The 26,470-nt window shown below is 35.7% G+C and carries 24 protein-coding genes; 21 read left to right on the top strand and 3 right to left on the bottom strand.

The window, feature by feature from the left end; genetic code table 11:
• Positions 1-4: 4 nt before the first annotated feature.
• The 7 genes from uxaC (at position 5) to OZX56_RS08805 (ending at position 8,265) form a co-directional block, all read left to right on the top strand.
• A complete protein-coding gene (gene uxaC, locus OZX56_RS08835; protein ID WP_277140373.1) occupies positions 5-1,423 on the top strand; it encodes a glucuronate isomerase in 1,419 nt (472 codons plus the stop codon).
• A 120-nt stretch (positions 1,424-1,543) separates the two neighbouring features.
• Positions 1,544-2,953, top strand: coding sequence for a glycoside hydrolase family 28 protein (locus OZX56_RS08830; RefSeq protein ID WP_277139640.1), 1,410 nt, complete (start codon positions 1,544-1,546; stop codon positions 2,951-2,953).
• Positions 2,954-2,992: 39 nt separating this feature from the next.
• A complete protein-coding gene (locus OZX56_RS08825) occupies positions 2,993-4,222 on the top strand; it encodes a condensation domain-containing protein (protein ID WP_277139639.1) in 1,230 nt (409 codons plus the stop codon).
• A gap of 222 nt (positions 4,223-4,444) precedes the next feature.
• The gene (locus OZX56_RS08820; protein WP_277139638.1) at positions 4,445-5,038 is read left to right on the top strand and encodes a TetR/AcrR family transcriptional regulator C-terminal domain-containing protein; all 594 of its coding nucleotides are present in this window, start codon (positions 4,445-4,447) and stop codon (positions 5,036-5,038) included.
• Between the two features lie 141 nt (positions 5,039-5,179).
• The gene (locus OZX56_RS08815) at positions 5,180-6,070 is read left to right on the top strand and encodes an SDR family NAD(P)-dependent oxidoreductase (protein WP_277139637.1); all 891 of its coding nucleotides are present in this window, start codon (positions 5,180-5,182) and stop codon (positions 6,068-6,070) included.
• Positions 6,071-6,072: 2 nt separating this feature from the next.
• Positions 6,073-6,726 (top strand): nitroreductase family protein, encoded by a 654-nt coding sequence (locus OZX56_RS08810; RefSeq protein ID WP_277139636.1) that lies wholly within the window; start codon positions 6,073-6,075, stop codon positions 6,724-6,726.
• 144 nt (positions 6,727-6,870) lie between these two features.
• The gene (locus OZX56_RS08805) at positions 6,871-8,265 is read left to right on the top strand and encodes an APC family permease (RefSeq protein ID WP_277139635.1); all 1,395 of its coding nucleotides are present in this window, start codon (positions 6,871-6,873) and stop codon (positions 8,263-8,265) included.
• Positions 8,266-8,329: 64 nt separating this feature from the next.
• On the opposite strand, the gene OZX56_RS08800 is transcribed toward OZX56_RS08805, so the two are convergent.
• Complete coding sequence (locus tag OZX56_RS08800) at positions 8,330-10,045, bottom strand: BspA family leucine-rich repeat surface protein (protein WP_277139634.1); 1,716 nt, start codon at positions 10,043-10,045, stop codon at positions 8,330-8,332.
• A gap of 119 nt (positions 10,046-10,164) precedes the next feature.
• On the opposite strand from OZX56_RS08800, the gene OZX56_RS08795 reads away from it, so the two are divergent.
• Positions 10,165-10,380 (top strand): hypothetical protein, encoded by a 216-nt coding sequence (locus tag OZX56_RS08795; protein ID WP_277139633.1) that lies wholly within the window; start codon positions 10,165-10,167, stop codon positions 10,378-10,380.
• Between the two features lie 282 nt (positions 10,381-10,662).
• Here the strand turns inward: OZX56_RS08795 and OZX56_RS08790 are convergent, their stop codons facing one another.
• Entirely contained in the window at positions 10,663-11,655 is a 993-nt protein-coding gene (locus tag OZX56_RS08790; protein WP_277139632.1) for a GMP reductase, read from the bottom strand.
• Positions 11,656-11,849: 194 nt separating this feature from the next.
• Here OZX56_RS08790 and OZX56_RS08785 point away from each other — a divergent pair, with 194 nt between their 5' ends.
• The 5 genes from OZX56_RS08785 to OZX56_RS08765 all read left to right on the top strand — a co-directional run bounded on the left by OZX56_RS08785 (position 11,850) and on the right by OZX56_RS08765 (position 16,043).
• Positions 11,850-13,136 carry an adenylosuccinate synthase gene (locus OZX56_RS08785; RefSeq protein WP_277139631.1) on the top strand — a complete coding sequence of 429 codons (1,287 nt, stop codon included), beginning with the start codon at positions 11,850-11,852 and terminating at the stop codon, positions 13,134-13,136.
• A gap of 3 nt (positions 13,137-13,139) precedes the next feature.
• A complete protein-coding gene (gene purB / locus OZX56_RS08780; protein ID WP_277139630.1) occupies positions 13,140-14,435 on the top strand; it encodes an adenylosuccinate lyase in 1,296 nt (431 codons plus the stop codon).
• Between the two features lie 148 nt (positions 14,436-14,583).
• A complete protein-coding gene (locus tag OZX56_RS08775; protein ID WP_277125438.1) occupies positions 14,584-15,039 on the top strand; it encodes a LytTR family DNA-binding domain-containing protein in 456 nt (151 codons plus the stop codon).
• Positions 15,039-15,800, top strand: coding sequence for a LiaF domain-containing protein (locus tag OZX56_RS08770; RefSeq protein WP_277139629.1), 762 nt, complete (start codon positions 15,039-15,041; stop codon positions 15,798-15,800). The genes OZX56_RS08775 and OZX56_RS08770 overlap by 1 nt, the downstream gene beginning before the upstream one ends.
• Before the next feature lie 69 nt (positions 15,801-15,869).
• Complete coding sequence (locus OZX56_RS08765) at positions 15,870-16,043, top strand: hypothetical protein (RefSeq protein ID WP_277139628.1); 174 nt, start codon at positions 15,870-15,872, stop codon at positions 16,041-16,043.
• Positions 16,044-16,117: 74 nt separating this feature from the next.
• On the opposite strand, the gene OZX56_RS08760 is transcribed toward OZX56_RS08765, so the two are convergent.
• Complete coding sequence (locus OZX56_RS08760) at positions 16,118-16,975, bottom strand: AraC family transcriptional regulator (protein WP_277139627.1); 858 nt, start codon at positions 16,973-16,975, stop codon at positions 16,118-16,120.
• A gap of 160 nt (positions 16,976-17,135) precedes the next feature.
• Between OZX56_RS08760 and OZX56_RS08755 the strand changes: the two genes are divergently transcribed.
• The 8 genes from OZX56_RS08755 to OZX56_RS08720 all read left to right on the top strand — a co-directional run bounded on the left by OZX56_RS08755 (position 17,136) and on the right by OZX56_RS08720 (position 26,383).
• A complete protein-coding gene (locus OZX56_RS08755; protein ID WP_277139626.1) occupies positions 17,136-18,446 on the top strand; it encodes a PTS transporter subunit EIIC in 1,311 nt (436 codons plus the stop codon).
• A 1-nt stretch (position 18,447) separates the two neighbouring features.
• Positions 18,448-19,944 carry a glycoside hydrolase family 1 protein gene (locus tag OZX56_RS08750; RefSeq protein ID WP_277139625.1) on the top strand — a complete coding sequence of 499 codons (1,497 nt, stop codon included), beginning with the start codon at positions 18,448-18,450 and terminating at the stop codon, positions 19,942-19,944.
• 29 nt (positions 19,945-19,973) lie between these two features.
• Positions 19,974-20,312, top strand: coding sequence for a PTS sugar transporter subunit IIB (locus OZX56_RS08745; protein WP_277139624.1), 339 nt, complete (start codon positions 19,974-19,976; stop codon positions 20,310-20,312).
• A 24-nt stretch (positions 20,313-20,336) separates the two neighbouring features.
• The gene (locus OZX56_RS08740) at positions 20,337-20,690 is read left to right on the top strand and encodes a PTS lactose/cellobiose transporter subunit IIA (protein ID WP_277139623.1); all 354 of its coding nucleotides are present in this window, start codon (positions 20,337-20,339) and stop codon (positions 20,688-20,690) included.
• 69 nt (positions 20,691-20,759) lie between these two features.
• Positions 20,760-21,581: a Cof-type HAD-IIB family hydrolase gene (locus tag OZX56_RS08735; RefSeq protein WP_277139622.1), complete on the top strand. Its 822-nt coding sequence runs from the start codon at positions 20,760-20,762 to the stop codon at positions 21,579-21,581.
• 166 nt (positions 21,582-21,747) lie between these two features.
• Positions 21,748-22,869: an NAD(P)-dependent alcohol dehydrogenase gene (locus OZX56_RS08730; RefSeq protein WP_277139621.1), complete on the top strand. Its 1,122-nt coding sequence runs from the start codon at positions 21,748-21,750 to the stop codon at positions 22,867-22,869.
• Between the two features lie 34 nt (positions 22,870-22,903).
• Positions 22,904-24,547, top strand: a complete 1,644-nt coding sequence (locus OZX56_RS08725) for an FAD-binding protein (protein ID WP_277139620.1) — start codon at positions 22,904-22,906, stop codon at positions 24,545-24,547.
• Between the two features lie 24 nt (positions 24,548-24,571).
• The gene (locus OZX56_RS08720) at positions 24,572-26,383 is read left to right on the top strand and encodes an FAD-binding protein (protein ID WP_277139619.1); all 1,812 of its coding nucleotides are present in this window, start codon (positions 24,572-24,574) and stop codon (positions 26,381-26,383) included.
• Positions 26,384-26,470 lie beyond the last annotated feature (87 nt).

Genomic DNA, 26,470 nt, shown 5'->3' with positions numbered 1-26,470 from the left:
TTATATGAGTTTACTAGATCAAGATTTCTTATTAAGTAATGAGACTGCTAAAACATTGTTTCATGACTATGCTGCGAAAATGCCAATTATTGATTTTCATTGTCATTTGAATCCAGAAGAGATTTATGAAAATAAAAATTATCCAAATATTACTAAAATTTGGCTCAATGAAGGTACGTATGGCGATCATTATAAGTGGCGTTTGATGCGTGCCAATGGTGTGGATGAGAAGTATATTACTGGTAATGGCGATGATTATAAAAAGTTTATTGAATGGGCTAAAACAATTGAGCGTTCTTATGGAAATCCGTTGTATGAATGGACACATTTAGAATTGAAGCGTTTTTTCCATATTGATGAGGAATTTACTGAAGAATCAGCACCAAGAATTTGGAAAAAAGCTAATAAATTGCTTCAAACAGAAGACTTTAAGCCACGAAATTTAATTAAAAATTCTAATGTACAAGTGGTTTGTACAACGGATGATCCTGCTTCAGATTTAAAATATCATAAATTGATTAAAAAAGATGAAGAGATCAATGGCTTTAAGACATTGCCAGCAATGAGACCAGACAAATTAATTCAAATTGATCGAGAAGATTATGGAAGTTACATAAAAACTTTGAGTGATGTTTCTGGTATTGAGATCAATGGTTTCAATGATATAGTGAGGGCGCTACATCAAAGATTTGAATTCTTTGATTCTATGGGTGGAAGATTATCTGATCATTCACTATTGAAGTACCACTTTAAAGAAGCTAGTGAAGATGAACTGGATATCATTGTCAAAAAGGGAATGGCTAATGAGGAACTTAGTCAAACAGAAGTTGATCAATATTTGACAATGCTATTAGAAAACTTAATGGCTTTGAATAACGAGTTTAATTGGACCATGCAATTTCATATTAATTCGGATCGAGATTTAAATCGCCCAATGTTTGATAAAATTGGCCCTGATACAGGTTATGATGCTGTAGGTACTCAACCGGACATTGTAGCGCAAATATCACAACTTTATACAGCAATGCAGAATACTAATCAGATTCCTAAGACTATTTTTTATTCACTGAATAATAATGATTGGATGGAATTAGCCACAATGATGGGTTGTTTTCAAGGTGGTACCAAGCAGCGGCTTCAATTAGGTGCTGGTTGGTGGTTTAATGATACTGCTGAAGGTATGAATGAGCAGTTAAGAATTTTTGCTCAACAAAGTTTGTTACCTAATTTTGTTGGAATGTTGACTGACTCAAGAAGCTTTTTATCTTATCCTCGTCATGAGTACTTTAGACGTGTTTTGTGTAATTTTTATGGTAAATTGGCTCAAGAAGGTAGGGTACCAAATGATACTGAAAAGCTAGGTAAAATTGTTCAAGATATTTCGTATAATAATGCGAAAAATTATTTCGGTTTTTTTGATTAATTAGGCTGAAAATAGTTAGAACTTTTCTTAATTATCTACTTGAAAAATTAAACATGAAAAAGGTGCTAGGAGAGTAGTTAAGTTCCTAGTACCTTTTTATTTATAAATAGGAAGTTGCTAATGAAATATATTAATAGAAAACATCTTTTTATAAAAATATTATCCTTTGTAGTAATAATATTAGGTATTAATACGCAAATATGTACAGTTAATGCTAAAAAATCAGGCAATAAGCAAACGACAATGGTTATTCATAATCGTTCTAGTAAAAAAGATGCGACACACCAAATTCAAGCAGCAATTGATAAGCTAGCTAGTAATGGTGGTGGTAAATTAACCATTGATACCGGTACATATCATCTGAAATATTTAAATCTTAAAAGTAACTTAGAGTTACATTTAGATCATGGTACTAAGTTAGTTTTTTCAGATAAGTTTTCAGATTATCCTGCAGTTAATACCAGATATGAAGGCAGTCAAATCAAGATGCACCATCCAGATATATATGGTAATAAAGTCCATAATGTATCAATAACGGGTAGTGGGACTCTGGATGGCAATGGAAAAGCATGGTGGAAAATGTACAATGATGCCAAGAATGGTCCACTGAAACAAGCAACGAGTACGCCACTAAAATATACGAGACCATTTTTAATTGCATTTGACTATAGCTCAAATATAAAAATAACAGGTATAAAATTAATAAATTCGCCTGCCTGGACGATACATCCTCTTGAAAGCGATAATGTTTTAATTCAAGGTATAACGATCGATAATCCTTTGGACTCTCCGAATACTGACGGGATTGATCCAGAATCTTCTAGTGATGTAAAAATTCTTAACAATACTATTAGTGACGGTGATGATTGCATAGCTATTAAGTCGGGTATTGAAACAACTATTCCGAAAAGCTCCTGTCATAATATTATTATTGCCAATAATTTAATGCAGCACGGTCACGGTGGTGTTGTTTTAGGAAGTGAAATGAGTGGAGATATAGAGAATGTAGTAATTAATAGTAACGTATTTGATCATACAGATCGAGGCATTCGAATGAAGACTCGCAGGGGAAGAGGTGGAACAATTAACAATATATCTGTTTCTAATATTATTATGCAAGATGTGTTAACACCATTAGCGATTAATGAATATTATGGTAAAAGTGGAGCAGTTTCAGAAAACTATCTTTCAACTCAAAAACAACCAATTAATGCTGGGACACCGACTATTAAAAATGTTAGCCTTTCAGATATTACAGCTACAGGAGTTTCTTCAGTGGCGGGATTTGTATACGGACTTCCAGAGTCGCCAGTCGCTAACTTAACTTTAACGAACTATTCTGTCACAATGGCTCCAAATGCTATTCCGCAAAAACCAGAGATGATAACTAACGGCAAGAAGTTTGCAGATGCAGGTTTTTGGATGGAGAATACTAACAATGTACATTTTAATGGGGTCAATGTTTATGGTGCGAATACTGGAATCTTTGTCCATAATTTTAATAATACTGGATTAGTACATAATAATTAGTTTAATCGTTTATAATTTAATATTTAGGGAGAGTAATTAATGACAATATATATGGGCGAGCCATTAAATATCAATCACACTATTGGCTTGGATACGTTGTATCCAGTTATTCGGTGTGAAATACAGTTCGAATCAATTTTAGATCGTCAGCGTTTTATTGAGGCAGTAGGTGCTGTAGTAAAAATAGTTCCAGAATTATTATGTAGGTATCAAGTTAATACTAATAGTTTTGAACAAGTCACAACTAATTGTAACGACTTAATCAAATATAATGTGGTGGATCCTGATCTTGATGCCGAAAATTGGGATTTAATGCTGGAGCCACAAATAAGAATTTATTGGAATGATAGAAATGGTCAAACTAACTTAATCATCTACTTTAGTCATATTTTAACCGATGGTGCTGGCAGTAAACAAATTCTTTATTTACTAGCAATGGCTTATTCTGAAGGACCTGATGTTCTAAAGAATGTTCATAATTATCAAAATATTGATTGGCTAGAAGAAATGTTGCAGGATTATCAACCTTCATCTGTTAGAAGTGATCATCCTACTAAGCCTCTTTCGCTGCCACAGCTAGCTAAGGAAGGTAAGCAACATTATTGTGTTGGGAATGTTTGTCTAAGCCAAAAAAATACTGACCGCTTATTTAGAGCGAGTCATATTGCTAAAGTGACGGTAAATGATATAGTAATGGCAGCATTCGGTCATGTTGTGCAACGCTTTTCTGGTAATGATACGATTTCTTTTGCTTGTCCAGCAGATATGCGTAAATTTGGGCCCAAAGTTGCTGGTGTACAAGTAGCCAACCTGACTTCAAGATATAATTTATCAATTAGTACGAGTCCAGAAGAATCTTTTGAAAGGTTAGTTGAACATGTACATCAGAAAATGCTTGAGCTGAAGCATGAATATCAATGCTTTGATTCGATTAAAGCATTGCTAGATAATTATAAAGATCAACCCTTAACTAAGTTACAAGAAATCGTGCAAGCTAATTATCACATTCGTGAAATTGGATATACTAATTTTGGAATTCTTGATAGTGGTAAATTAGCTTTTACTGGTAATAAAATTAAACGAGTAATCTTGACAGGTGGTTTCAGAATTGCTCCAATGTTTCAAATAGCAGCTGTAACTTATCAACAGCAGTTACACTTGTCTTTTAACATGATCGGAACAGAATCTGAATATGCAGTTGGTTTGGCACTGACCCAAAGTGTAGCTGATTTAATTAATAATTTTTCATTGAATGTATTATTTGATTAAATCGACTAATAAAGCTTGATTACAGAATACTTTAAGTTATATTACTTAAAGTATTTTTTGTTTAGGCTGCCATTGTCGATATAGAAAGGCTGCTAAGAGACTAAAAAAAGTTTGGTCAATGTATTGCTTGTGCAATAGAAAACAATCTATAATTAAAGTATTAAAAAAGCGCTTTATAGATAGTTGCTTAATTAAAATCATGATGTGCAGAAGAGGCAAAAAATGAAGAATACTGAAATTAGTTTACAAACTAAAAGAGATTTTTCTGGTGCACTAAAGCAGTTACTTAAAAAAGAACCATTAAACAAGATAACGGTGAGAGAACTTTTAGAAGTAGCAAATAAAACTAGGCCAACTTTTTATTATCATTTTGAAGATGTTCAAGATCTTATCAAATGGACGGTTCAAGACGAGATTATTGCTCTGTTAAATGAATCCAAAGGCTATAAAAAATGGGATGAAGATTTGTATAAAGTCTTAACTTATTTTCAGAATAACCAATTATTGGGACGAGCATTTTATGATAGTCTAGATATTTATCAATTTAATTTATTTTTCAGAAAACCGCAAATCAATGTTTTATTGGGCTATATCGATGAAATTATTAAAAAATACCATTTGCAAGTTCGAGCAGATGACAGATTATTTATTGCAGAAATGTTTACAGGTGGGTTTACTGAAATTATCTTTGATTGGCTAGGTAATGGTCAAAAAGAAACACCAGACGAGATTAGGCAACGGTTGTGTCGAACACAGCAAGATATTATTGTCTATTCTCTTAAAGTAGCTGATAAAAATAAGAACTTATTTTGTTAATTAGTATTCTAATGATTTATCGATTTTGTAAGATATATTACAAAATCTGTTAATTGTATCTTTGATTGCTTTTGAAAACGCTTAGAATGTAAATATAAGAAATATTTAGTTATAAGCTTAACAAAGAAAGGATATTTCGTGATGAAAGAATTTAAGGATAAAGTTGCAGTAATTACCGGTGCAGCACATGGTTTTGGGCGTGAGTTTGCTTTAGAAGCAGCTAAACGCGGCATGAAACTTGTATTGGCAGATATTGATGAACCAGCATTAGCAAAAACGTTACAAGATGTTAAGGAAATTGGTGCGCAAGCAATTAGTGTGCTTACTGATGTAACTGAAGAAACTGAGATTGATAATCTAGTTAATCGGGCAATGAATAAATATGACCAAATTAATTTATTGATAAACTCAGCAGGTGTTGCTATTCCTGGCCCAGTTTGGGAATTGCCAACTAGGGATTGGGAATGGATCTTGCATGCTGACTTAATGAGTCAAGTTTGGGCATTAAAACGCGTAATTCCAATTATGCGCAAACAGAAAGAACACGGCGACATTTTGAATGTAGCATCAATTGCAGGGTTAATGACTAGTCCACAAATGCCAGCATATTACGCGACTAAGTTCGCTGTCGTCGGGATGAGTGAGGCAGTTGAATATGACTTACAAGTTGCTCAAGCCAATGTTGGGTTACATGTATTCTGTCCAGCCTTTGTCCAAACAGACTTATATCATACAGAAAAGCATCGCCCGGAAAAATATACTGATAAAAGCGATCCTTATTATACTAGTGAAACTTTTAAAGCTGGACAAAAACAGGCTAAGGTTGATATTATAACAGGCATGGCACTTGATGGCGTAGCAAAGCTTGTTTTTAAAGCACTTGAGGATGATAAGTTTTATATTTTGACCCATCCAGGTGTAAATGATGCGATCGTTGGTAGAACAAAAGGTATTCCAGAGGGCAAAGGTCCAGACTTGCAAGCATTAGCTCCATTTTTAACTCAAACACATAAAGTAGAAGGAGATAATTAATTATGACAGATAAACAAATTGTAAATAATGATTTCAAAGACGTAGTATTTAATCGACAATCGGTAAGAAACTTTGACTCAACAGTGAAAATTTCACATGAAGAATTTGAACAAATGATTACAGAGACGACTACGGCGCCGTCATCATGTAATTTGCAGGCATGGCATTTTGTCATTGTGGACACTGAAGAAGGTAAAGCAAAATTAAAGCAATATTTTATGAAGTTCAATACGCCGCAAATAGATACTTGCTCAGCGATGGTATTGTTGTTTGGCGATACTGATGCATATAAGTCATATCGCGATCTTTGGACTAAGGCGTATCATAATGGTCAGATTGATAAAGCAAAATTGGATGAGGTTTTTAGTACCTTTTTGCCTTTGTATGAGCATGCGGATTATGACACCTTGGTAATGGATTCTGCGGTTGATTCATCTTTAGCCGCCATGCAGTTCATGTTAGTGGCACGTGCGCATGGTTATGACACTAACCCAATTGGTGGTTATGATACTACTAAAGCGGCAGAAATGTTTGATTTGGATCCTAAACGGTTTGTTCCAGTAATGGCAATTGCAGTGGGTAAGACTACCAAAGATTATGTTCCCGAAGTTAAGTCTGTACGTTATCCTGTTAAGCAAGTGTTTAAATTTGATTAAATTATAAAGATTAAAATAATTATACTTTAATAGTAGCAATGAATTAAGCTTATTGCTACTATTTTTGTATAAACAAATAATCACTTACCTTACTTATTACCGATTATAATGTTAGTAAGATTAGTAATAATGAGGTAATTAATAATGGAAAAAAGCAGAAAGTTTAATGATAAGCTGGGTTTCTGGTCGATTGTATTGCTGGCGATTAATTCAATCATTGGATCTGGTATTTTTTTAACACCAGGTAGTGTAGTAAAGCGGGTAGGAAGCAAGGCATTAATGGTTTATCTAATTGCTGCGACTTTGGCAGCAATTATAGCTATCTCATTTGCAGCAGCAGCTAAATATGTAACTAAATCAGGAGCTGCATATGCTTATGCGAAGGCAGCTTTTGGCGATAATGTCGGCTTTTATATTGGAATTTTACGCTATTTTTCAGCTAGTGTAGCTTGGGGCGTAATGGCTGTAGGAGTGATCAAATCGACAATTGCTATTTTTGGTGGCCAAGCAGATAATCCAGTTAATATTACGCTGGGCTTTTTATTATTGATGTCAATTATTACTATGATCAATTTATTGGGACAGAAGTTTTTGAAGTTGGTAATGAATATTGCAACAGTTGGTAAAATTGCTGCTTTAATCTTAATTATTATTGCTGGTGCTAGTCTACTGTTAAAGAGTGGGACTTCACTTGATCTGACAGTAGTTGATCAAATTACTCAGCATGGTCAAAAAATTGTTCCGAATATAACACTAACTAACTTTGTCATGGCAGTAGTCGCTGCTTTTTTCGTATTTACGGGCTTTGAGTCGATAGCTTCTGGTTCTGATGATATGCAAAAGCCGGAAAAAAATCTCCCTAAGGCAATTCCACTGGCTATTTTGATAATTGCGATTATTTATATTGGTGTGATAACAGTGGCAATATTACTTAATCCGCGGGCATTGATGACTACTAAACAAGTGGTGGCAATTAGTGCAGTTTTTAATAATAAAATCTTGCGAGCAATAATTTTAGTTGGCGCACTAGTTTCGATGTTAGGCGTCAATATTGCTTCAAGCTTTAATGCGCCACGAATCTTGGAAGCAATGGCCCGTCAGCAACAACTTTCGCAATCCTTAACTAAGCGCACGGAGCACAACTTTCCGGCAAGAACATTTCTTATCTCTGTTGCACTAGCAATTTTAGTGCCACTGGCTTTTCAATATAATTTAACCAATCTAATTACGCTAAGTGCCATAGTCAGATTTTTAGGTTATTTAGTCGTGCCATTAGCAGTAATTGCCTTTTATTTTGATAAAAGTAAGGAAGCTGTTTTACCTGCAAATAAAAATGTTTGGACTGATCTAATTGCTCCGATTTTTTCTATTATTTTAGTTGGCTTTCTATTAATAAAATATGATTGGCAGCTGCAGTTTGGTATAGTCGATAATGGAAAAGTAATTGGTGTTAATTGGTCAGCAATTGCAGTAATGCTTTTTGGGTTAGTAATTTTACCGCTAGCAATGTTTTTGATTTCAAGAAAAGATCGCAAATAAAACATACTAACCTAGTAGTGGGTCAATATTCGACGGAATATTGATTCACTGCTTTTTCTTTGTTTTAAAAATTAGCAGCTTTGACATACTGATTATTTCCCAGGAAATAATAATAGTGCTTGCCAATCAAGACTGCATTACCATAAGTTGAATAGACTTGTTTGCGCTTTAGCACCTTTTTGCCAATGCGTTTACCGTTAGGGGCGTAAAGATAGGCATTGTGGATCAATTTACGCTTGGTTGTAGCATAACGATCAGCGGGAATGATATGCTCTGCATCTGCTTCATAATAGTTTTGTCCATTTTTGTTTTTTATAATGGCACTTGAAATTGTCTTATTCGGTTTAAAGACTACAATACTTGTTGGTAAATCGTTTTGATCAGTTAGGGTTGTTTGAGCAACTGCTTTGCCATTAACAAGCAAGTTACCATTACCCTTGGTAGTAGTTCCAATATCGTCATTAGCAATATATAGTCCATTGCCCATATAGTAAAACTTCTTGCCGTTAATAACAGCTGAGTCGTAAGTAGCAACTTTGGAATCTGCTTGGATAGTAATTTGGTTGACACGTAGACCTGTTCGATCATAGAGATAAGCGTTGTGCTTAGTAGTTCGATCAACTATTGCGAGAGGTTTTTGCTTAAAATTCACAATCTTACCCTTGGACATAATATATGTATCGGTAGGACAATTTTTGGCGGCCTGGTTGTATAAGTTTTGGAATTGTTTGAGTGAATAAGTTGCGCCTTGTGGGTGGTCAAGCTCACCATTACCAATTGCTCTAATTTGCGTCATTTTGTTGCCAATAAAAGCTGACTTCCTGAGTCTGTGGTTACCTAGTTTTAATACGAAACCCTCGGGATTACCGCAATTGGCTAAGATTCCTAGTGTACGTAAATCGTATTTGGCAGCTTGAGTAGTATCAAAGTTACTAAGATCAAGCGATGTCAAGTTAGTATCGTCAAGAAACATGTAGCTAAGATCTACTGCATTGCTAGTATTAAAACTAGCTAAATTTAACGACTTAATCTTTGTTAAGTCACTGAACATATAATCCATATCTTGGACATTAATGGTATTAAAGCTACGCAAATCTAATTTGGTAAGCTCACTGTCACGAGCAAACATTCCGCTCATTGAAGTAACTTTGCCGGTATCAAAGTTACTAAGATCTAAACTAGTGACTTTACTAAGCCCTTCAAACATATAATTCATATTAGTTACATTGCTGGTATCAAACTTGTTGACATTAAGCTCAGTTAATCTTTCCATACTGGCGAACATGGCATTCATGTTAGTTACTTTTTTAGTATTAAAATTACTTAAGTCTAGCTTAGTTAAATTGTGGTCATATTCAAACATCGCCATCATATTGGTTACATTGCCTGTATTGACTAAATTGAGTCCTTGAATATTTTCCAGTTTAGTTAAATCTTTAAATTTACTCTGTGAATTTTTGGCTAAATTAACTGGGTGAGTAAAGTTAATTTGTTTGAGTTCTTTAAATTGCGAATTAAGTTTAGTAATAGGAGTTGAGGAAAGGCTAGCATTAGGCTTTTGGGGCCTGAAGGTTAAAGTCTTACTGCTTGGATCGTAGTCCCACTGACAAGATCCATCCATGCCAATTAAGTGTTGATTACTGTTAGTGGTAGTTGTGTTTGGCAATAAATCGCGTGCCTGTACTGGTTGCGGATTTGCTAATCCAATTGTAAATAACCCGGCGCTAACGATGCTGCAGCATGTTACCAATAATTTCTTGTTAGACCAGAATTTTTTCATAATTAGCCTCCTTTTTTTAAGCTTCACGCACATTGTATAACGATAAGTATATTAATGCTGAGAATCTGTTTAAGGGAGCTGTATAATGAGCTTATAGCTTATATATGAGGAGTTTTAATATGAAAAGAACGTTTCAAAGGCTTTTATTTGTATTGTTAGCATTGGTTCTACTACTTATTGGTTGTTATAGCTTATTAGTTATTCATGATAACTTATACGATAGTCGTTTGGCTAACATTGTTCAACAAGGTCTTTCAACTGACAAAGGAATAAGACGATATGCAGCTGATAAGTTAACTAGAAAATATTTGCGGAAGAAAAAATTACTAAGGTAGAGATATCATCCGATAATCAAGGCAGTGGTAACATACTTTATTTTGCTAGTAGAATTAATCACCGCCATTACATGATAACTTTCAAAGACCGTGGATTTGGCAAAACACCATTGTTAAAAACGATTCAAGATGCGGCAGAAATGCCTGAGTAGACTAATTCAATTATTTTTTCCTTAAATGCAAAAAGTCTCAGCACCGACTACCTAACAGTGCTAAGACAATTATCATTTTAACGGAAATGGTGTCTTATTGCTACATTAAATTAAAATTTAGCTAAAAAATTTATTTGTCTCCATTAAAGATTGAGCTTTTAACGATGACGTAATCGACAAGTTTGATTGAACTAAGGGTTTTACCACCAGCATAAGAAATCGCTGATTGTAAATCTTCTTGCATTTCTGTTAGCGTGTCGGCAATTGAACCACGATAATCTACTAGCATTTGTTTACCTTCAACATTACGATAGGCGCCCTTTTGTACTTCGGAAGCTGAACCCCAGTATTGTTTGTAAGTTTTGCCATCAATCTTAATAACATTGCCAGGGGATTCTTCGTGCCCAGCTAACATAGAACCAATCATTACCATTGTTGCACCAAAGCGGACAGACTTGGCAATATCACCGTTATGTCTAATGCCGCCGTCAGCGATAATTGGTTTGCTAGCAACCTTGCTACACATTCTAAGAGCAGCTAGTTGCCAACCACCAGTGCCGAAACCAGTTTTGAGTTTAGTAATACAGGCTTTACCAGGGCCGACACCAACTTTAGTTGCGTCTGCTCCGGCATTTTCTAATTCGCGAACTGCTTCAGGCGTAGCAATATTACCAGCAGTTAAAAAACTATCTGGTAATTTAGATTTGATGTATTTAATCATTTTAATAACAAAGACTGAATGGCCATGAGCGACATCGATAGTAATGTACTCGGGAGTGATACCCTCACTAACTAACTTGTCGATAAAGTCGTATTCACTGTCTTTGATGCCCACTGAAATAGAAGCAAAAAGCCCTTTTTGGTGCATCATTTTAATGAAATTAAGTCGTTTTTCTGGTTGGAAACGATGCATAACATAATAGTAACCATTTTGGGCAAGCCAGATAGCTAAATTATCATTAATTACGCTCTCCATATTTGCAGGAACAACCGGTAATTTAAATGTTCGGTTTCCTAGCTTGACGCTGGTATCAGCTTCGCTTCGGCTCTTAATAATTCCCTTGTTTGGTACTAATTGAATATCATCATAATCAAAGGCTTCCATGCTGAAGTAATTACTCATAATTAACTCGACTCCTAAATTCATACATCATTGAACGTGAGTAACTATAATAGAATTTTTTGAGCTTGTCAATATAAAAATCGAACTATTTAAAATATATTAGCTTAAATAATTCGTATTTAAATTTGACTAATGTCAATTGACTTGGTAAAATTATTATCGTAATATTGTGGAATTTTATGAGGTGAATAGTAATGACAGCAGTTGCAGTTGTTGGTAGCCAATGGGGCGATGAAGGTAAAGGTAAAATTACCGATTTTTTAAGTAAAGACGCAGCTTATGCAGTCCGGGCAAATGGTGGCAATAATGCCGGCCATACCATAGAAATCGATGATAAAACTTTTAAAATGAGATTAACACCATCAGGGATTTTTACTGCTAAAAGTGCTGTAATTGGTAATGGTGTGGTGATTAATCCAGAAGTTTTGCTGGGTGAGCTTGAGAACCTTGAGGCTAACAATATTGATACTAGCAAGCTTAAGATTTCTAATCGGGCGCATGTCATCATGCCTTATGATATTTTGCAGGATGAATATCAAGAGGAAGTAAAGGGCGCTAATAAGATTGGCACCACTAAGAATGGAATTGGTCCAACTTATATGGATAAGGCTTCGAGAATTGGCATCAGAGTTTGTGATTTACTAGAAAAAGAGACATTAGCTGAAAAGTTACATGCTAATTTGACTGAAAAGAATGATTTGTTTACCAAAGTTTATGGTAAACCTGCGTTAGAGTTTGACGAAATTTTTGAGCAATATTATGAATATGGACAAAAATTAGCTCAGTATGTTACTGACACCTCTGTTTTGGTTAATGATGCCCTAGATCGCAATGAAAATGTGTTACTTGAAGGTGCCCAAGGAGTAATGCTAGATATTGATGAAGGCACTTATCCGTTTGTGACTTCATCGAATACCATCTCTGGTGGAATTGCTAGCGGAATTGGTGTTGGCGCTAATCGTTTGCAAACGGTTATTGGTGTCTGCAAGGCTTATACGACTAGGGTAGGTGAGGGACCATTTCCAACTGAATTACTTAATGCTACAGGAGATCGGATTCGCGATACTGCACATGAATATGGAACGGTTACTGGTCGTCCGCGTCGAGTTGGTTGGTTTGATTCAGTTGCTTTGCGTCATGCTAAAAGGGTTGCTGGGATTACTGCCTTGAGTCTGAACTTACTTGATATTTTTAGTGGATTTGATCAAATTAAAGTTGCAACAGCTTATGAACTTGATGGACAAACGATTGACTATTATCCGGCTAGTTTGAAGGAATTAGATCGTTGTAAACCAGTCTATGAGGAATTACCTGCTTGGAATGAAGACATTACTGGCGCTAAGAGTTGGTCTGATTTGCCAAAGAATGCTCAGAGTTTTTTAAAACGCATTAGTGAATTAGTTGGTGTGCCGTTAGTAACGGTTTCGGTCGGACCTGAACGTCAACAAACGATTGTTTTACAAGATCCATGGGAATTATAAGTTATGCTTGAACGTTATACACGACCACAAATGGGTCAAGTCTGGACAGATGAAAATAAATATGCGACTTGGCTACAAGTTGAAATTGCGGCTACAAACGCGTGGAGTGAAATTGGCGAAGTTCCAAAAGCAGATGCAGTAAAAATTGCCCAGAATGCTAGCTTTACAGCCGAAAGGGTTGCCGAACTTGAACAGGTAACCCATCATGATGTGGTTGCCTTTACTCGGACAGTTTCTGAAAGCCTTGGCCCAGAGAAAAAATGGGTTCATTTTGGGCTGACTTCAACTGATGTGGTTGATACAGCTCAAGGACTACAATTAAAACAAGCCGATGAGATTATCAGACAAGATTTACAAGCTTTAAAGCAGACGATTGCACAAAAAGCAATCAAATATAAGTATACGGTTGAAATGGGGCGTACACATGGTGTACAAGCTGAACCAACAACTTTTGGCTTAAAATTAGCTCGTTGGTATGCGGAAATTAACCGAGACATAGACCGCTTTGAGCACGCGGCTAAAGGAGTGGAGTCTGGCAAAATTTCTGGAGCAGTGGGTACCTTTGCTAACGTTCCACCAGCAGTTGAGATCAGCGTGATGCAGCAACTGGGATTAACGCGTCAGCCGATTACTAGCCAAATCTTACCGCGTGATTTACATGCGGAATATATTGCTACTTTGGCTTTGATTGCGACTAGTATTGAAAACTGGGCAACAGAAATTCGCGGCTTGCAACGTTCGGAAATCCACGAAGTTGAAGAACATTTTAGAGCGGGCCAAAAAGGCTCATCAGCTATGCCACATAAACGTAATCCGATTGGTTCTGAAAATTTGTGTGGGATGGCAAGAGTTCTGCGTGGCAATATTGTTACTGCTTATGAAGATGTCTCTTTATGGCATGAGCGTGATATTTCGCATTCTAGTGCTGAACGAGTAATTTTGCCAGATACGACAATTGGCATTGATTACATGCTTGATCGCTTCAATCGTATTTTGGCTAATCTCGATGTTTTTCCTGAAACGATGCGCAAAAACATGGATAAAACCTATGGCTTAATCTATTCACAAAGACTTCTGCTTAAGTTAATTGATGAAGAGGGTTTGGCTCGTGAAACAGCTTATGATATGGTGCAGCAGTTAACCGCTAAGTCTTGGAATGAAGGCATTTCATTTAAAAAATTAGTGGAAAATAGTGAGATTGTAAATTATTTATCTCAGGCAGAGATTGATGATGCATTCGATTATCACTATCATTTGAGTCATGTTGATGAAATCTTTGCTCAGTTAGGACTTGAATAAATGTTTGAAAGCAGACTGTTAATAAGCCTGCTTTTTTGATACCTGCAAAAATTACATCTTAGTCTTAAAAATTGACCACTTATGCAAAGAAGCTAGATTTTAATAATAAATTAGCGTTTAATAAAATAGTGAAAGGCAGGTGAGAATCATGAAAGTTAAGATTGATCTTGATCCCGATATTGCAGAACCTGTGGTGACAATTCATGCCAAAGAATTATCGGCAGAAGTTGAGCAAGTTTATCGGCAACTTCAGGAGGTTAATAAACGACCAGATCAGCTTGAGTGTCATAAAGATGGTGCTTCATATTATTTGTATTTAACTGATATTTTGTTTTTTGAGACAGAAGAGCGACAGGTGATTGCTCATACTAAGCGTGAATCGTTCAGTATTGATTATAAGTTATACGAACTTGAGGATTTGTTAAGTAGTCAGTTTATGCGGGTGTCGAAGTCAACGATTTTAAATTTAAGGCAAGTATACGCGTTGACCAGATCGATTTCGAATTGTCAGGTACACTTTCATGATACTTATAAAGCTGTCTATGTTTCACGACACTATTACCATAGTTTACGTGATCGGTTAAATGAGAGAAGGTCATTATAATGAAGAAACATAAAATTAAAGAAATATTTTGGGGCCTTACTTTGCTAGCTGCAGCTGCCTTTTTGGTCATGAATCAGCTTAATTTGTTGGCCTTCCAACTGAACTTTTGGACAGTCCTTTGGACAATTATTTTTGGTGCATGCTTAATCGCAGGTATAGTTAATAAAAGCATAACAGCAACAGTATTTTCTATGGCATTTTTATTAATTATTTATGCTAAACCGCTCAAAATTACACGGATTGTGCCGTGGACTGTGCTGCTGGCTGCTTGCCTAATTAGTGTGGGCTTGCATTTGATTTTTACTAAACATGGTCACAAGACTCATGTTTATGTTAATGGCCATGAGTTTAAGGGGAATTGGACTAAAATGGGAACGGAAAAGTCTTTTCATGCTGATCATATTTTTGGCAGCGATAGTAAAAGTGTTGATGATGCGGATATCGTGATCAGTCAGAGGATGTCGGATGTATCACGTTATGTGCACTCACAGAATTTGCGTAGTGTAACTATTAATTCGCTAATGGGAGATGCTGAAGTTTACCTTGATGCTGCTAAACCTGCTAGTGACACTGTAATGGTGGATATTAATTCATCAATGAGTGAAATTTCAATTTATATTCCGTTAGCTTGGCAAGTTGATGACCAACTTACTTCAGTCTTTGGTGAGGTTGAAGTACGGGGAACGTCTTCTGGCGAGGGACCGACCTTGGTTTTGACAGGTAGTAGTAAACTTGGAAATGTTAATGTTAATTATATATAAATAAAATGCGTGTCTTAATGAAACGCATTTTTTGTTTTTTATGACGTTATTTATGGAGTTAAAAAACTAGTGAAACATGAACGTGAATTTTTGCGGCAAGTAAGAAGCTATCCGGATAATAAGGAATACAAAAATATATCAGCAAAAGAAATTGAAAAAGGTTTAAAATTGTCTGCCAAAGCAGCTGAAAAAACTATTTTATGTAGTGGTTCATATGGATATGGACAAAAAATAAGTGATTAAAAAATAATTTTCCCTGTAATAAGTTGTTATTACAGGGTTTTTGTACAAATTTTAGACTTTCTATTGTTCGGATTTTATTGGTTACTAGTTCTCTTTTCAGATTGAATGATATTACGATATTCTTGCGGATTATTTCCATAAACACGCTTAAAATAAGTGCTAAAGGCCCTAGAATTAGCAAAGCCATTTTTTAAAGCAATTTTAGTAATCGAAAGATCAGTCATTATTAGATCAAAATAAGCATGCTTTAGTCTAGCGTTAGTTAGGTATTCTGTATACGACATCCCTGTATGCTTTCTGAAAAACTTGGAAAAGTAAGCAGTAGAATATGAAAAAGATTTAGCCGTATCTTCTAAAGTTAATGGCTTTTCATAGTTTTTCTCAATATAAAGCATGATATTCGAAATTGTTTCTTCGAAACGTTTGGACTTTCTAAATGAATTATCGTTAGAGTTACTAATTTCCATTTTTGTTAACAGTAAATAAATAATGTCATTTATGCAAACATTTTCTCTAAACTCAATTCCTCTAATATTGGTTTGCTGTTTAAGAGCTCTTAGCTCTTCTATGTAGCAGCGCAAGCTTATTAAGTCCTGAAAGTTATCTTTTGTTTGTTCAGTGTTAAATTCTAAGGATGGAAATATTTCTTGATATGTACCTAAACACTCTTTGTTAATTGTTAGAGTTAGAATCACAAAAGGGTGATTAGACTTAATAGAATGGGCCTTGGTACTATTGATAAATAGTATTTCGTCTTTATTAATTTGATGCTCTTTTGAACCAATTTTTACATCTGCTAATCCACTATAACAAAGTAATAGCTCAATTGAATTATGCCAACAGCTAGGGGCGTAATAGTTTGTTGAATTGTTGTGAATTAACTGTATATCATACTTTTGACCAACTTTATAGTTTATAGATTGATAAACCATAGTGACTTCCTTTCTCACCACGTTTTGAAAAAAGATAAGTTTTTACACAATAAGTGACAATTTTTATCTTTTTGGTAGCGCTTCATAGTAATACCATAAAAATAGATTAAGTGCTTAATTTAAAATTGTCAAAACTTTTTAGAGAAAGGATAGTTCTCGAATGAATGAAAATAAAATGTCACTGACTGACCGCTTTACTGAAATAGCGGCCAAGATTGGCAATATTACTTATTTAAAGATTTTAAGAGATGCGTTCCAAGTAATTATGCCAATGTTTGTTTTGGCAGGTTTAGCTACACTACTGAATAGTGTGTTATTTCCAGCTGTGGCTAAAGGTGATCTGTTAATCAAGCTACAAAACTTTGGAACCTTGCTTAATAATGCTACGTTAAATATTTCTGCAATGCTTGTTGCTCCGATGATTTCATATTTTCTTTGTAAAACCAGAAAATTCGATAATCCAATGACAGCTGTTATAGTCACGATTGCTAGTATGTTTGCGATCATGCCAATTACTACTCAGGTGGCGCCAGTTAATTCAACTAAAATGATCAATGTTACCAATATTGTTACTTACGATAAAATTGGAACAAATGGGATGTTTGCAGGTATTATCATTGGTTTTGTTGCAACCGAATTATTTATCAAATTGTCTCAACTAAAGGCATTAAAGATTAATTTGGGACAAGGAATACCACCAGCAGTTGCTTCAAGTTTTGAATTAATGATCCCTATTTTTATTACTGTCGGTATTATTTGCCTTGCATGTACTTTACTGATTGATTTTTGGAATACAAGCTTAGTTGATGTTATTGCAATGGCCATTCAGAAGCCATTAACCAAAGTTGGTAATAGTTTCGCTGGTTTTACATTCTTGTTTGGTTTAGCTAACTTCGTGTTTTCAATTGGGATTCATCCGTCAACTATTACTAGTTCTATTATGAAGGCACCATTAATGGTTGCGATGAATGAAAATATGTCTGCTGCAGCTGCAGGTCATACAGCCCCCAATATTATTAATTACTCATTTCGGATTGTCTTTGGTCAAATTGGTGGTACAGGTGCTACATTAGGATTATTAATTGCTATTTTGCTATTTACTAAGTGGAAGCCATATAAAGAAGTTTCTAAATTAGCTTTAGCTCCTACAATCTTCAACATTAATGAACCGTTAGTTTTTGGTTTACCTGTAGTATTCAATGTATCGCTAATGCTTCCCTTTGTTCTTGGTCCAATTATGGGAACAACAATTGGTTATATTGCAACAGCAGTTGGCTTTGTTAAACCTTTAACTGTTCTAGTCCCATGGACCATTCCACCGTTTGTCAATGGGTTCTTAGCCAGTGGTGGTGATTGGAAAGTTGTCGTTTTACAAGTGGCTATTGTTATTTTGCAGGCATTGCTTTACTTACCATTTCTAAAAGTAGCTGAAAGAATTGCCAGAAGAGAAGCTGCAGAGGTGAAAGAATAAGATGAGTGATACTATTTTTCCAAAAGATTTTTTATGGGGTGGTGCAATTGCTGCCAACCAAGTTGAAGGTGCCTGGTTAGCTGATGGAAAATTACCTGATGTTACTGATACTGTTGTTGGCATTCATTCCAAGCATCCTAGCATTAAATGGAATAAGGATAATCAAATTTGGGAATTGAACTTAGATCCTAATACAGTTTATCTTTCTCACAAAGCGATTGATTTTTATCATCGTTTTGATGAAGACTTACATTATATGAAAGAAATGGGCTTTAAAGCTTTTAGAACTAGTTTTGCTTGGTCTAGAATTTTTCCTAATGGTGACGAAAGTGAACCTAATGAAAAAGGCTTAGAATTCTATGATAAAGTAATTGATACAATTATTAAGTATGGTATGGAACCAGTTATTACTTTAAGTCACTATGAAACACCATTCAACCTTTTAGCAAGATACGGTGGCTGGACTAATCGAAAAATGATTGGATTTTTCAATAATTACAGCAAAACTGTTTTCGATCACTTTAAAGGACGAGTTAAATATTGGATGTCTTTTAATGAGATTAATAACACTATGAAGTATTCATATGTGGCAGGAGGAATTTTGCCAGTTCCGCCTAAAAATCCTGATGATCCATTAAGTGAAATTAGCCAACAGGACAAGTTTCAAGCTAGCCATAATATGTTTGTTGCCCATGCAACTGCAATAAAGCAATTGCGAGAAATTGATCCGCAAGCCAGAATGGGTGTAATGTGTTCTTTTTCCCAAGTAGCTGTCTATCCTAATAATCCTGATCCGAAAAATGTTCTCGGAGCATATCAATTTACACGTAAGGCGTTATTTTATACCGATGTGATGTGTCGTGGTCATTATCCAGCGTACATTAAACGTGTCTGGAGAGAAAATAATTCTGCACCTAAAATAACAGAAGGCGATCTAGAATTAATTCAAAAATATACTTCTGATTATATTGGTTTTAGTTATTATAAAAGTAGTCTTTATGATCAGTCTACTGAAATGAAAGTTGATACTGGAGGAGCCGTTGGTTTAGACAATCCATACCTAACCATTAAGGCTCCTAAGCCGTGGAATTGGCCGGTAGACCCAATAGGCCTGCGCTACGTTTTGAATGTTCTAACAGACCGATATGAACTGCCACTGTTTATCGTTGAAAATGGCTTAGGACTCGATGAAAAGCCTGATGCAAATGATGTTATCCATGATTCGGCCCGTTGCCAGTATTTAAAGCTTCATATTGAACAAATACGAGAAGCTATTAAAGATGGCTGCAATGTTATGGGCTATCTTTGGTGGGGACCAATAGACTTAGTTTCTGCTGGAACTGGTGAAATGAAGAAACGCTATGGTTTCGTCTATGTTGATCGAAATAATGATGGTTCGGGTACATTACAACGTTTAAAGAAACAAAGTTTTGACTACTATAAACAGATTATTAAAACAAATGGTGAAAACTTAGATTATAGAGAAATAGAAAATTGATAATTTTAAAACTAAGGCAGGTATGAATTATGGCTAAAATTAATATTATGTTGAACTGCAATCAAGGAATGAGTACTTCATTGTTAGTAACAAAAATGCAAGAAGCAGCCAAAAGTCAAGCTCTAGATGCTAATATCTTTGCATGTGCCGCTTCTGAAGCGGATAAATATATTGAAAATGGTGATATTGACTGCATTCTGTTAGGGCCGCAAGTAAAATACATGAAAGATGATTTTATTAATAATAAGGCTAAAGGAGCCGGCAAAAATGGCAAGGATATTCCAGTAGATGTTATTAATATTCAAGACTATGGCATGATGAAGGGTAAAGAAGTCCTCAATAAAGCCATTAGTTTAATTAATGCTTAACGAGTTAGTAGATTAGGAAAAAGTATGACTGAATTAACTGATAAAGAAAAAGTAGATGAAGATTTACAAGCATCAATGACTTTAATTGCTAATGGTGGCAATGCTAAAAGTTTAGCTTTTGAAGCTATTAAAGAGGCCAAAAAGAGTAACTTTGAAGCAGCAAGAACCAAACTAAAGGAGGCAGATGAATCGCTTTTAGAAGCTCATAATTCACAAACTGCCATGCTTACTAGAGAAGCTCAAGGAGATCATACTCAAGTAACTTTACTGACTGTTCATTCCCAAGATCATATGATGAATGCTATTACGTTCCGTGACTTGGCTGGTGAAATGGTTGATCTTTACGAAAAGCTCTATAAAAGCAATGTGATTAAGTAATAGATAATACGGGCTTGGTTCTAATGAATCAAGCCTTTTCTATTTATATTTTTAGCAAGGATGAAGGGCATGGATGTAAAGAAAAAAGAAATAAAGTTAATTGCAATTGATGTAGACAATACCCTGGTTAATTCGAGAAAAGAAATAACCTCGAAAGTTAAAGATACAATTTTAGCTGCACGAGCTAAAAGTATTAAGGTTGTAATATGTACGGGAAGAGCTTTATCAGGTGTAACAAGGTATCTTCAGGAACTGGAAATAGATAATCAAAACAATGAATATGTTATTGGCTTTAATGGTGCGGTAGTTCAGTCTACTGATCAAAAGCTTATTTATGAAAAGTATTTAGCTTATGAGGATTATTTAATTCTTGAAGATATTAGTAGAAAAAAGCAGCTGCATTTTCAGGCTGTAGATGCTAATCGTATTTATACAGCTAACCGTGATATTGGTCATTATTCAATTTATAATTCTCGCATTGTCAATATGGAAATCTCTTATCGTACAAGAGAGGAAATGGCAAAGATTCCAATTTACAAGTGTATGTTTCTCGATAAACCCGAATTATTAGATGAATTTGAGGCTGATCCACTGTACAAAAAAACTAAGCAAGTTTCAGATATTACTAGGACTGAGCCAATGTATCTTGAAGGCGTAGCAAAAGGAACGAATAAAGGAACAGGTCTAGCGACTTTGTGTGAATACTTAAATATTACTTCTGAAAATGTAATGGCTATTGGGGATGAAAGAAATGATATTTCAATGATTAATTATGCTGGAATCGGTGTAGCAATGGGCAATGCTGTTGAAGAAGTTAAAAGAGAAGCTGATATGGTAACAACTGATTGTGAACATAATGGTGTAGCTAAAGCTATTCTAACAGTATTATAAGTAGTGAATTTGTCCTATACTATGTAAATAATTTGGGTCATAAATAATCAGCGTATTTCTTTAAATATTTATTAAGCTATATATTCTCTTAACCATTGTAAGCGGTTAAGTGATAAGATGAGCATGAATTAAATAACAATCTTAAATGTTAAAGAGGTATATTAGCATGAAAATTAATGCAGCAGTTTTAAATGAGGCAGGGCAAAAATTAGAATTAGAAGAGTTGGTCTTAGATGAGCCAAAGAAAGATGAGGTTCTAATCAAAACGGTTGCCTCGGGAATTTGTCATAGCGATATTGAGTTCCAGGCGAGTGGCTTTGCTGGTGGTATACCAACAGTACTTGGTCACGAGGGTGCCGGAATTGTTGAGGCGGTAGGTCCTAATGTGACAACTTTTAAAAAAGGTGACCATGTTGCCGTTGGTTTTGCTTATGATGGAACTTGCAAGTTTTGTCGTAATGGTTTGCCGGGATCTTGTGAGAATTTTAACCAGCTTAATACAAGCGGTGGTCCAATGCGTGATGGTACTTATCGTTTGCATACCCAAGATAACCAAAACGTAGGTAATTTCTTTGGACAATCTTCATTTGCTGATCATATGGTTGCTAATGTTAATAACTTGGTAAAAGTACCTGAAGACTTGGATTTACGTCTGGCTGGCCCTTTAGGTTGTGGTTATATGACAGGCGCTGGAACGGTTTTGAATGCGTTAAAGCCAGAAGTCCACTCTAACTTAGTGGTATTAGGAGCTGGTTCGGTTGGTCTTGCTGCAATTATGGGTGCAGCAGTTTCTGGTTGCAAGCATATAATTGCTGTTGATCAATATGATGAGCGTTTAGCAATGGCTAAGAAGTTTGGTGCTACTGATGTTATTAATAATCAGAAGGTAGACATAGTTGAAGAAATTAACCGTATTGTTGGCTCTGCAGGTTTAAATTATGCTGTCGATACAACTGGAGAACCTGAAGTAATGAAAGCCGGTCTTGCAGCATTAACGATTAAAGGGCAGTTTGCGGTTGTAGCAATGGGGACGAAGACGATTGATAAAATTAATCCAATGATTGATATTTTGACTTTTTCTAAGACTGTTACAGGAATTATTGAGGGTGATTCGGTACCGCAAGAATTCATTCCAGAAATGATTGATCTTTATCGTGCAGGCAAGTTCCCAATTGACAAAATTGCTAAGTTTTATAAGCCAGCGCAGATTAACCAAGCAATTGCAGATTCTTTAGCTGGAACGACAATTAAACCTATTATTGTTTTTGATGAGCAATACCAAGCTTAACTTTAATAATAAAGCAGATAAGGAGTCAATATTAATGGTTGAAAATGGAACTTACACAGGTACAGCTCAAGGTCATAATGCCAAGATTACTGTGGCTGTAACTTTAGAAGATGAAAAAATATCTCAAGTTGAAGTAACTGATGAACATGAAACAGCTTTACTTTCAGCAAATGCATTGAAAATAATACCGCAAAAAATAGTTGATAATCAATCAACAACAGTAGATGCAGTTACGGGGGCAACTTTTACTTCTAATGGAATACTTAAAGCTGCACGATCTGCCTTATCTCAAGCTGGCGCTACAGCAATTGAATTTACTGCCAAAGAACAGATTACTAAGCAACAACATAATATTACGACTGATGTGGTGGTATTAGGAACCGGTCTTGCTGGTTTAGATGCTGCTGTTACTGCCAAAGAAGCTGGTGCAGATGTTGTTTTAATAGAAAAAACCGGCCGTCTTGGAGGCAATTCAGTAGTTTCTGGTGGTTTTATGTATGCAACAGGAAGTAAATTTAACAAAGAAGAGGAGAACGATCCAGCTGGTCTGGTTAAATTTTATGAGGACTTTGCTGCTAAAGAAGGCGGAAATATTGATCATGATTTAATCAAAGAAGTTGCTGAAAATTCTGGTTCGGCTGTTGATTATTATGCTGATAAATATGGGGTAGAATTCACGGCAATGCCGCTAGGTATTTCGAAAAAGCCGAAAACTCATGTTAACCTTGAAAAAGGACCTGTTGCAATTATGGGTCCGGTTATTAAGCGAGTTAGAGAGCTGGAAATACCTATTATTTATGATCAAACTCATGAAAAAATTAAAACCGAAAATGGGCAAGTTAGTGGTATAGCTACTAGCGGTAAATACGCTGATTATGATATTAACTGCAAAGCTGTTGTTATTGCAGTTGGTGGTTTTGATGGCTCGCAAACGGTACGTGACAAGTATGCCCCTAGTGCTCAAGGAACTAGATCGCTTTCAACCCCGTATGATAATGCAGATTATATTGATATTACTAGTAATTTACATGCAGCAACAGAGTTTAAAGATGGTGTCATGGGTATTGTGACTGCTAATTACTTGAGTGTTGATGGTGGTGCCAATGGATTGATTATTACAGGTAAGGCTTTAGCTGTTAATAATTTGGGTAAAAGATTTACTAAAGAAGGTCAACATTATTCATTAATGTATAATGATGCCAAAAAATCTGCTGGTAATAAGTTTTTCTGGATTTTTGACCAAAATAATGCTTCGTATGATGCTGCAAGTCAAATGCCAGAAGCCAAAAAATGTGCTTCATTGCAAGAAGTTGCAAAACTAATTGGGAGTGATTTGCAAACATTGCAAAGAACTGTTGCCGATTATAATGACGCAGCTACAAATGGCGATGCTGATTTTGGCAGAGATGATATTGTTCCGGTTGCTAGTGATGGTCCTTATTATGTGATAGAGGGCTATCCGACAACAGTAGCTGGCTTTGGTGGCTTGAAGATCACGCCTGATGCACAAGTCTTGGATACTAGTAATCAGCCGATTGCTGGTGTATATGCTGCAGGAGAGGCTGCGAGTGGGCAATTATTTGTTCATACCTATCCTGCAACTGGAACGATGTTAACAGTTTGTACAGTATTTGGCAGAATTGCTGGACAAAATGCTGCTGAATATGCTAAAGAATAATTTTACTATGGGAGATTATAAATAATGATAGTTAATAAAAACACTTATTATGATGCTAGTTATGACGTAGTTGTACTAGGATTTGGGGGAGCTGGAGCGACAGCTGCTCGCTTTGCTGCAGATGATGGGGCCAAAGTTTTGTTGGTAGATTCTGCTCCGGAAGGCCATGAAGGTGGTAATACTAGATATGCTGCTGAATTAGTCGGTTATAGCAGCAGCGAAGCTGACTACCGTAAATATTATGAAGGTTTAGCGCAACATTTCGAACTTGATCCTGAAGTCGAAGCAACAGTCGTTCATGGAATAACCCACATGAAGGAATACTTCAAAAAATATTTAGGTGTTGACCAGCCAGTTAGCTATAAGACAATTTTGGGGCTACCAGATGATGCAATTGATGCCGATCATCCTGAGCTTCCGGGTGCGAAGAGTTATGACATGATTACACTTAAACCGGGAATTTTTAACGCTTCACTTTGGAATGTTTTGCGCCAAAACGTAATTGACCGAAGTGATAACATTGATGTGTGGTATTCTTCGCCAGTTGAACACTTACTGCAGACACCTAATGGTAAAGTGGTAGGAGCACAAATTGAGCGCGATCATGTTTTATTAAATATTTATGCTAAGAACGGCGTTGTTTTAGCGACTGGTGGAATTGAAAACAATCCAGAGAAAATTCAAGATTACATTGGTTCTTATAAATTAATTCCTTTAGGGACACTTTATAATCAAGGTAAAGGAATCGATTTAGCCCATGAAGCAGGTGCTGATATGTGGCATATGTCAATGTATGCTGCTGGGGGGATGCAACAGAGTTTTGCCTTTTACGAACCAGGGATGAAGCGTGCGCCATTTTATATGGGTAATCCAGTCTTTTATACTGGTAGTATTTTTACAGTTGGTGATGATGGTACACGTTATTTCAAAGAAGACCAAGCAGCTCGTGAAGGCTATGTTGAAAATCATGGTTCTTGGTACAAGCCACTTAATCCGATTAAGCCATACTTTGTATTTGATCAAAAGCAATACGATAAGATTAGTGAATTGAAAGACTTCCCTGATAATAAGGCATTAAACTCGGTAATTAAGGCTGATACTGTGGCGGAATTAGCCGACAAAATGGGGGTTACTGCCGAAAAGTTACAAACTACTATTGATGAGTTTAACTTCTTTGCGCAAAAGGGTACTGACTATGCCTTTCATCGCGCACCTGAAACTTTAACAGAGTTTTCTGCTACTGGTCCATATTATGCTACGCCATTGGTGCAAACTATTGGTTGGTCTGAGGCTGGACCAAGACGTAACGCACGGGCTGAGATACTTGATCCTGATCATCAACCGATTCCACACTTGTATGGTGCAGGAGAATTAGGTAGTAATATGGCTAATCTATACCAAGGTGGCTCTGACTTAGCTGATTGTTTAATCTTTGGTAAGATTGCTGGTCAAAATGCGGCTCATCCTAAAGATGATGTTGAAGATATTTCTGCAGAAACAGCAGATCATGAACAGCATATTGGTCATCAACCACTATCTTCAGATCTTAAATCAGAAAAGTATGCTGTTGGTCCTAATCAATACTTAGGCAAATCTGATCAAGGTATGGGTGATGAAATTGTGGTTCGCGTAACTGTGGATCAGCAAAAGAATATCAAAAATGTTGAAGTCTTAAAACAAGCGGAATCAGATGATTACGGGCTTAAGGCGATCAAGGAATTGCCACAAGCGATGGTTAAAGCTAATACGGTTGATGTTGATGCCGTTTCTGGTGCATCTAACACCACAAGAGGCTTAAAAGCGGCCGTTAAAGATGCTCTAAGTAAAATTAAATAAAAGTTTCTAGACTAAAAAGTCCTGGTAGTTTAATTGCTATCAGGACTTTTTTAATCTTAAATAAAGTAATTTTGAATTTTTAAAACC

Source organism: Lactobacillus sp. ESL0684, assembly GCF_029392675.1.
Classification (GTDB): Bacteria; Bacillota; Bacilli; order Lactobacillales; family Lactobacillaceae; genus Lactobacillus.
Note: the sequence above shows the minus strand (reverse complement) of the source record. Positions and strands in the feature narration are given on the sequence as shown.